Genomic DNA, 8051 nt, shown 5'->3' on the forward strand with positions numbered 1-8051 from the left:
GGCGGACTCACAGTGCGAGGCTCATCAGGATCTCGTCGCGGTCGTCACCGGGCCCGACCCGCAGGGCTTTCGGCCAGCGGCCGACCTCCGTCCAGCCGGCCTTCCGGTAGAAGTCCTCCAGCCCCAGGCCGTCTCTGACGCTGAGTTTCAGCCGCTCCAGGCCCATGTCCTCCCGGGCGGTGTCCGCGGCGTGACGCATCAGGGCGGCCCCGATGCCCCGCTTCCGGAAGCCGGGGTGTGTCTGCACATGGTTCACCACTCCGCAGTGCGCCTCAAGCGGATGGGTCTGGCGGGTGAGGACCAGCCAGCCCGCGAGAGAGCCGACGACGGTCGCGACGAGAAGGGCCCTCCGTTGCGGAGCGAGCCCCTGGACGATGTGGGCGGTCGCCGGGGCCAGCCCCGCCGCCGTCACGGGCACAGGCGGACAGTCGGACGGGATCACCGCTCCGCCGCCGTTGATCACCGCCGCCCAGCAGTCGGTGAGCGCGTGCTCCAGCGCGGCGGAGACATCCTGAGGACAGGTGATCCGCGCGAGCGAGAGCGCGGAAGTGGTCTCTGAGGTCGTCACGTCCAGCAGCTTGCCAGACCCGTCGGTCTTCCGGTCCGGTCCCCCTCCGCCATGCTTCGGGGCGGATGCTGCTGCGCATGCGGCGCGCACGACGGGCACTGGGACGACCACTGATCCGGTCAGCGGCGCCCCGGCCCGTCCCGACGGTGGTCAGCGGTTCTCGAGAAGGCTTCCCCAGACCACCATGCGGTAGCGGGAGCTGAAATCCGGCGTGCACGTGGTGAGCGTGATGTACCGGCCGGGTCTGGCGTACCCCACGACGCCCCGGTGCGGCCGGGAGGTCGTGGGGACGGCGGCGATCGTCAAGGCGTCGCCCGGCGATGTCCGGGGCAGCACCTGGTCGATCCGGTACCGGAAGTCGCCGTCGGCGGTGGAGGCCGTCACCGTGTCCCCGGGTCTCATCCGGTCGAGGTGCCGGAAGGGCTCGCCGTGGGTGTTGCGGTGCGCGGCGAGCGCGAGGTTGCCCGTCTCACCCGGCTGGGCGGTTCCGGGGTAGTGACCGATGAACCCCCGGTCCAGGACCCGGAGCTTGTCCACGCCCTCCGCGATGGGCGTGGTGAGGCCGAGACGCGGGATCCGCAGGATGGCGTAGGTCCGTGACGGCGACGGCGGCGCTGTCGCCGTCCGGGTACGCCGGTTGCCGGAAGGTGCCGTACGGCCGCTCGCGCGGGGTCCGGACCGTTGCGTGTGTCCCCCGCTGTCATGGGCTGCGCCTTCCCCATGCCGGCCCCACTCCTCTTCGAGCCGGTGCACCTCATGGCGGGCCTGGGCCCGGGTGGAGTGGTTGGTCCACCACAGCAGGTAGGCGGCGAAGAGGAGCAGGACGAGGCCCAGGGTCAGGACGGCATCGCTCACGACCCGCAGCGCCCGGAAGGTCGCGGTCACGGAGCGGGGGACTTCTCCGCCGGAGCCCCGTGCGGCGGCACCGCGCCGGTCCCGGTGACGGGCTCGCCGGTCCCCGGTTCCCGCGCCGGGGAGCCGCCGCCGTCCCGATGCCGACTGGCCGTCAGCAGTCCGTGCCGCGGGGCGAACAGCCAGCACAGGACGAACACCGCCGTGACGACAAGGACGATCAGGCCGCCGGCCGCGAGGTTGTACATGTAGGAGAGATACAGGCCCACCACGGCCGACCCTGCGCCGATCACGGGCGCCAGGGCCATCATGGCGCCGATGCGGTCGGTGAGCAGGCGTGCGCAGGCGGCGGGAGTGATGAGCAGGGCCAGGACGAGGATGTTCCCGACGGCCTGCAGGGAGATCACCACAGTCACGGTGACCAGCGCGTAGAGCACGATGTCCAGGGCGAACACGGGCAGCCCCGCCGCCCTCGCGGTTTCGCGGTCCAGGCTGACGGTGACCAGCTCCTTGTGCACGGCCGCGGCCACCAGGAGCAGCAGCGCGCTCATGACCGCGACGGTGACGACGTCGCCGTCGCTGATGCCGAGAATCTGTCCGAACAGGAAGGACTCCAGGGATCCGCTGTATCCGGGTGCCGTACTGAGGATGACGATGCCCAGACCGAAGGCGGCGGCGAAGAACACACCGATGACGCTGTCCTCCTTCAGCCTCCGGTTCTGCGAGAACACGGCGACCGCGAGCGCGGTGAGCAGACCGGCGACGGCGCCGCCCAGGACCAGGTTGAACTGGAAGACGAAGGCGATCGCCACTCCCGGGAAGACGGAGTGGGAGACCGCGTCGCCGATGAAGGCCATGCCGCGCAGGACGACGTGCGCGCCGATCACCCCGGAGACGATGCCGCACATGACCGCGACGGCGAGCGCCCGCCGCATGAACAGGTGCTCCCACGGACCCGTGAGGAAATCCAGTGCCGTGCTCATCGGGTGACCCCCAGGGATGTCAGCAGTTGTTCGGACCTGGCCACGCCGAACGCGCGCAGCCACACCGCCGGATCCCTCAGGCTCTCGGGTGGCCCGTCCGCGATCACGGTCTTGTTGAGCAGACAGAGGCGCGTGGCCATGTCGGCTGCCGCGGGCAGGTCGTGAGTGGTCATCAGCAGTGCCTTGCCCTCCTGCCGCAGTTCGCGGAACAGGGCCGTGAGCAGCTCCTGGGTGGGGACGTCCAGGCCGGTGAACGGCTCGTCGAGCAGGAGCAGTGCGGGGCGCAGAGCCAGGGCCCGTGCCACCAGGACGCGTTGGCGCTGGCCGCCGGACAACTCCCCGATGGGGCGGTGCCGGAGATCCGTCATGGCGACGCGGTCCAGCGCGTCGCGGACCGCCTCGCGGTCGTCGCGGCCGGGGCGTCGCAGCCAGCCGACGGTGTGGGTACGGCCGGTGAGCACGGCCTTCTCCACCGACAGAGGGAAGTCCCAGGCGAACTCGTGGCGTTGGGGAACGTAGCCGATGGTGCCCCGGGCGCGGTCGACGGGCCGGTCCTGAAGACACACGTCCCCGCTGTGGGGACTGAGCAGGCCGAGGACGGTCCGCAGCAGCGTGGTCTTGCCGGCTCCGTTGGGCCCGATGAGCCCGACGAGTTCACCGCTGCGCACCGTCAGGTCGATGTCGTGGAGGACCAGGCGGCCGCCCAGTTCCACCGCGAGCGACCGCACCTCCAGGACGGGACTCGTCGTCATTCGCCGTTCCTCTCCGTCGTGCTCCGGTTCACCGCGGGCTCGGCACCTTCCGTGCGGGGGCGGCGCCGCAGGACCACCACGACCGCCGTCAGTGCCACGACCGCGGCGGCGACCGCTCCCCACCACAGGGGCGCCGCCGAGCCGCGGCCGGACGGGGTCTTCTTCGAAGGCTCCGGGGACGCGCTGGACGTGCCGGTGGCGAACGCCTTGCGCGGGTCCTGCGGTCCGACGGAGAACCGGAGGGTCCTGGTGTCGGTGTGGTCGGCTCCGTCCTTGCTCTTCGCGCTCATCCGGACCCGCAGCAGGTAGGTGCCGGGGCGGGTGAAGGCCCAGTTGCCGTGGACGTGGCTGTTGACGTCGATCCCCGTCTCCTGGGGGAGCTTCCTGCGCGCGTCGAAGACGACGGTGGGCGTACCGAAGCTGCCGTTGAGGAAGAGGATGAAGTCGCCCGGGCCCTCCACGTCGAGGAGCTGCCAGGTCACCTCACGGTCCACCGTGGCGGCGACCTCGGGTTCCTGGCTGTTCCAGCCCGGCCACAGCACGCCCTCCTGCTGCACCTGGGGCAGCAGCCAGACACGGCTGCCCGGACTGCCCAGGAAACCGAAGGTCTTGTCCTTGGGCACCTCGACCCTGGCACGGTCCCTGACCTGGAGGACGACGTCCTCGGTGTTCCGCCACACGGCCGGTCGTCCCGTGTCGTCGCGGATCTGCACCGTCCAGCGTCCGTGGTCGAAGCGGGGGCCCATGTCGATGTGGCCGTCGCCGATGACGGTACGGCCCCGGCCGGTCTCGGCGGCGGCGTCGGACTCGGCGCCGGGCGTGGGAGACGCGGCGGGGACCGCGACGGCGGTCGGCGGACTCGCCACGGCCAGCAGGGCGGCGCCCGCCACGAGGAGCGCGGCGGTGCGGCGTCGGGAACGGGTGTTGTTCACTTCTTGCTGCCTCCGAGGCAGGAACGGAGCTCATCGGCGTTGTGCCGCATCATGTCGGTGTAGTGCCGGACGTGGTCGTCGAAGGCGTCGCCGTACAGCGTGCACGCCTTGACGTGCTGGTCCTTGGCGACCTGGGTGAGCACGGTGGCGCGCTGGACCAGGTTGGGCTCCATGAACACGGCAGGCACCCGAAGGTTCCTGATCGTGCGGGAGAGCTTGCGGACGTCCTCCGCGCCGGGTTCCTGGGCGGGGTTGGGGACGACGAACCCGGCCACGGTCATGCCATAGGCGTCCGCGAGATATCCGAAGGCGTCATGGGTGGTGATCAACTGCCGTCTGTCAGCGGGGATTCCGGCGATCCGGGTGCGTACGTACCGGTCGAGGGCGTCGAGCCTGCTCTCGTACTTCCGGCTGTTCGCGTCATAGGCCGCGGCGCCCTCGGGGTCCCGTTTCTTCAGCGTGTCCCGGATCAGTTGCACGTAGGACTTCGTGTTCTGCACGTCCTGCCACAGGTGGGGGTCGATCTCGCCGTGCACGTGCTTGCCGAGCACAGCCTGGGGGAGCTGGTAGATCTCGGCACCGGGGCGGCCGAGGAAGGCGAACCGCTTTCCCGTGGGGACCTTGTCCAGGGCCCGGTTGGGGACGTCGATGACGACGTCCCCGGGCGGTATCTCCTCCTGAGTCTTTCCCTTGGTCCGCAGATCGGTGAAGGCGGACATGCGGCCGGTGTCGATGTTGACGGTGAGATCGGTGTGGCCGTCGTCCAGGATGGTGTCGCCTGGCCCCGCCACGGTGTGCGGGTCGACGCCGACGGCGAAGGTGAAGGTGCCCTTGCCCACCGGCCGGGGCTTGCCGCCGGGGTTGCGCAATCTGGCCTCCAGCGTGAGCCGGTACACGCCGGGCTTGGTGAACGCCCAGTTCAGATGGGTGTGCGCGGCCGGCGGCAGGGTGGTGGTGTCCTTGGCGTCGAAGCCGTCGACGGAGTCGAAGTAGACGTCCGGCTGCCCCAGGGACTCCGTCAGGTAGGCCACCAGGTCGCCGGGCCCCTTGACGTCTGTCGCCGACAGCAGGATGTCGGAGGAGCGCGTCGCCCCCCGCTCCTCGCCCGCGCCGCGCACCCGCAGTCCCAGCCAGAGCACGTCCAGGCCGATGTCCTCGACCAGGGGGATGACGTGTGCGCCGTAGGTCTCCGACGCCTCAGCGAGGGAGACGTTGGGGGTCCCCTTGCGGGCGTTGGAGTCCACGGTCTTGATCAGGGCGTGCTCCTCCAGGAGCAGATGGTTGGTGAAGGTGACGTCCGCCCTGGACACCGCGTCGGCGTCCCTGGGCGTGGGCTCGTAGGAGTGCGGGTCGCCGCCGGGCGGCACGATCGAGTCGACCTGGACCCGGTCGCCGCCGACCTGGCGGACGAGGTCGGCCAGGATCTCCGTGGTGGTCACCACCCGCAGGGCCGCGTCGGGATGGTCCGCCTCGGCGGCGGGCCGGGCATGTCCCTTGCAACCGGTCAGCGTGGCGCCGAGGACGGCCGCGGCGGCCAGCGCCCGGATCATCGGGCGGGGCAGAGGCATGAGAAGTGAACTCCCTGGAAGGGGGCGGCGCCGGGCGGACTGCCGAGCAGCCCGGCGCCGCCCGTGGAGAGGTGCCCGCCGGTGGGGCGGGCATCCGTGAGGGGCCGGATCAGTCGCCGTGCTGGGCGGTCGCGGTGCGCCGCCGCACTGCCCGGCTCACGCCGACGGCGGCGGCACCGCCCAGGACGAGCGCTCCGGCCGTCGCGGCCAGCGCTTCGGCCGGGACGCTGCCGGTGTGCGCGAGGCTGCCACCGGCGCCCGAACCGCCGCCGGAGGAGCCCGTACCGCCGCCAAAGGATCCCGAACCGCCCGTGGACGTTCCGTTCGTGGACCCGCTGTCCGTGGCTCCGCCGGTCGATCCTCCGGTGCCCCCACCGGAGCCACCGTCGCCGCTGCCGCCACCCGGGGTGACCTTGGAGGGGTCGACGTCTCCGACCGCGAAGGTGTACGTGCGGGTGTCGGTGGCCGACCTGCCGGACGGCAGCGTGCCGCTGAGCTGGAAGGTCAGCTTGTAGACGCCCTGCTCGCTGAAGCCCCAGTTGCCGTGCGCGTGCACGCCCAGGTTGACCTTCTGGGAGTCGGGCAGCCCGTCCCTGCTGTTGTAGAGGACCTGTGCTCCGCCGAGGCCGGCGGTCTCCCAGACGGCCACCGATCCGGGCCCGCTGACCTTGGTCAGCTTCATGTCGATCGGCCCCTTGAGGTCTCCGGCGCCCAGTGCCTCGGTGTTCCATCCGGCCCACACCACGCCCTGCTTCTGGACCTGGGGAATCAGCCAGAAGTCGCTCCCGGCCTTGCCGAGGAACGCGTACGTGCTGGAGTCGGGCACCTTCTCCTTGGCCTGTGGCTTGACGTGAACGACCGCGGAGGACGGTTCCCGCCAGACGATGTCGCCGGGGTTGCGGCTGTCCTTGAACAGGGCCCGCAGCTTTCCGTCCACCATCTTGCCCGCGATCGCGTCCACATGGCCGTCGTCGATCACGACCTGCTGCGTGGCGATGCCGTCGCCCTCGTCCGCCCGGTCCGCCGCGACGAGCGACCTGAGGGCGCTCTTGGCGGTGCCCTGGGCGCTTTCGACGCCGCGTGCGGCACCGGTGGCGGCGGGCGAAGGCGTCGCGGCGGCGGCACCCGGCCGCGACGGTGCCGGGGAGCCGGAAGGCGTCGACGCCGTACCGGTGTCGTCGGCGACGCGGACCGTCCACTGCTGGGTGTCCGTCGTCGTCCTGCCGTCGGCGAGCCGGGCCGTGGCCCGCGAGGTGAGGCTGTACATGCCCGGACGGGTGAAGGCCCAGGCCACGTCGCCCGTCCCGCCGGCCGGCAGCGGCTGGGCGTCGGGCAGGTCGTCGGCGCTGTCGAACAGCACCTCCGGGGCCGCGGCGGCCGGGTCGGCGGCGGCCTCCGGACGCGGTGCGAACACGATGACGTCACCGGGTCCTTCGACACCGGTGAACGCCCACTCGACCTTGCCGTCGGCGAGTTCGTCCGCGGGTACTCCCGTCGTGTCCCACTGGGGGTTCTCGTCGAGGTGGTCCGGCCCCCAGGAGGAGCCGTCCAGCATCCACACCGGGTCGCCGGTGCTGCCGAGGAAGGCATACCGCTCACCCTCCGGCACCATCATCTTCGCGTCCGGTCCGAGTTCGAGGTCCACCGCGCCGGGCGTGCCGGACGGCTCCGGCCCGGCGTCCGCGCCGTCGTCCAGCGACAGGGAGAGCGCGTCGGCGTCCAGGCTCACGACGACCCGGGGCGTGGTGGGGCCCGGCGTCCGGCCGGTGCCGCCGGGAGTGCCGGCGAAGGCCACCGGCGACAGCGCGGCGGTCAGCACGACGGAGCCTATGGCTCCGGCGGCGACTCCGCGCGGATTTCTGGCTGATGCCATGAGGTGAGTTCTCCTCGGTCCTGCGACGGTGCGCCCGGCGACCGTCGCGACAGCTCGTTGAAGAAAGGGAAGAGGGAGACCCGGCCCGGCTCGTCCGGGGCGAGCCGGTCGGCCGTCTTCTCCCGTGCCCCGGGTCAGGACGCGTTCGCGTCCGGCGTCGTGCCGGAGGTTCCGCGTGACTTGCGGCGGTACAGATACACCGAGGTGCCCGCGCCCACTCCCAGGAGGGCCGCTCCTCCCACGCCGAGCGGGACCGCCATCCCGGCCCCGGTGTCCGCGAGCTTGTCTCCCGCCGGACCACCGGTCGTCGTGCCGCCGCTCGTGGAACCGCCGGTTGTGGAACCCCCTGCCGTCGAGGAACCGCCGTCGGTGGAACCACCGTTCGTCGAATCACCGTCGGACGAGCCACCGGTCGAGGAACCGCCGTCCGTCGAATCACCGTCGGACGAGCCACCGGTCGAGGAACCGCCGTCCGTCGAATCACCGTCGGACGAGCCACCGGTCGAGGAACCGCCGTCCGTCG

At 71.6% G+C, this 8051-nt stretch carries 7 protein-coding genes and 1 pseudogene; all 8 read right to left on the bottom strand.

All coding sequences use genetic code 11. The features are described from left to right. Positions 1 to 7 precede the first annotated feature (7 nt). On the bottom strand, positions 8 to 568 hold the full coding sequence (locus tag AB0898_RS30265; RefSeq protein WP_366806241.1) for a GNAT family N-acetyltransferase: 561 nt from the start codon (positions 566 to 568) through the stop codon (positions 8 to 10). 150 nt (positions 569 to 718) lie between these two features. Then, on the bottom strand, positions 719 to 1453 hold the full coding sequence (locus AB0898_RS30270; RefSeq protein ID WP_366806242.1) for a class E sortase: 735 nt from the start codon (positions 1451 to 1453) through the stop codon (positions 719 to 721). Then, a complete protein-coding gene (locus AB0898_RS30275; RefSeq protein WP_366806243.1) occupies positions 1450 to 2403 on the bottom strand; it encodes an anchored repeat-type ABC transporter permease subunit in 954 nt (317 codons plus the stop codon). The genes AB0898_RS30270 and AB0898_RS30275 overlap by 4 nt, the downstream gene beginning before the upstream one ends. Continuing rightward, positions 2400 to 3155 carry an anchored repeat-type ABC transporter ATP-binding subunit gene (locus AB0898_RS30280; RefSeq protein WP_366806245.1) on the bottom strand — a complete coding sequence of 252 codons (756 nt, stop codon included), beginning with the start codon at positions 3153 to 3155 and terminating at the stop codon, positions 2400 to 2402. Before AB0898_RS30280 ends, AB0898_RS30275 begins: the two co-directional genes overlap by 4 nt. Then, on the bottom strand, positions 3152 to 4087 hold the full coding sequence (locus AB0898_RS30285) for a TIGR03773 family transporter-associated surface protein (protein ID WP_366806246.1): 936 nt from the start codon (positions 4085 to 4087) through the stop codon (positions 3152 to 3154). The genes AB0898_RS30280 and AB0898_RS30285 overlap by 4 nt, the downstream gene beginning before the upstream one ends. After that, positions 4084 to 5655 (bottom strand): anchored repeat ABC transporter, substrate-binding protein, encoded by a 1572-nt coding sequence (locus AB0898_RS30290; RefSeq protein WP_366806247.1) that lies wholly within the window; start codon positions 5653 to 5655, stop codon positions 4084 to 4086. The genes AB0898_RS30285 and AB0898_RS30290 overlap by 4 nt, the downstream gene beginning before the upstream one ends. A 109-nt stretch (positions 5656 to 5764) precedes the next feature. Further along, positions 5765 to 7528, bottom strand: a complete 1764-nt coding sequence (locus AB0898_RS30295; protein WP_366806248.1) for a TIGR03773 family transporter-associated surface protein — start codon at positions 7526 to 7528, stop codon at positions 5765 to 5767. Positions 7529 to 7662: 134 nt separating this feature from the next. Further along, positions 7663 to 8051 (bottom strand): annotated as a pseudogene (locus AB0898_RS30300) (hypothetical protein); the annotation flags it as partial.

Source organism: Streptomyces sp. NPDC005435 (assembly GCF_040703155.1).
GTDB lineage: Bacteria > Actinomycetota > Actinomycetes > Streptomycetales > Streptomycetaceae > Streptomyces.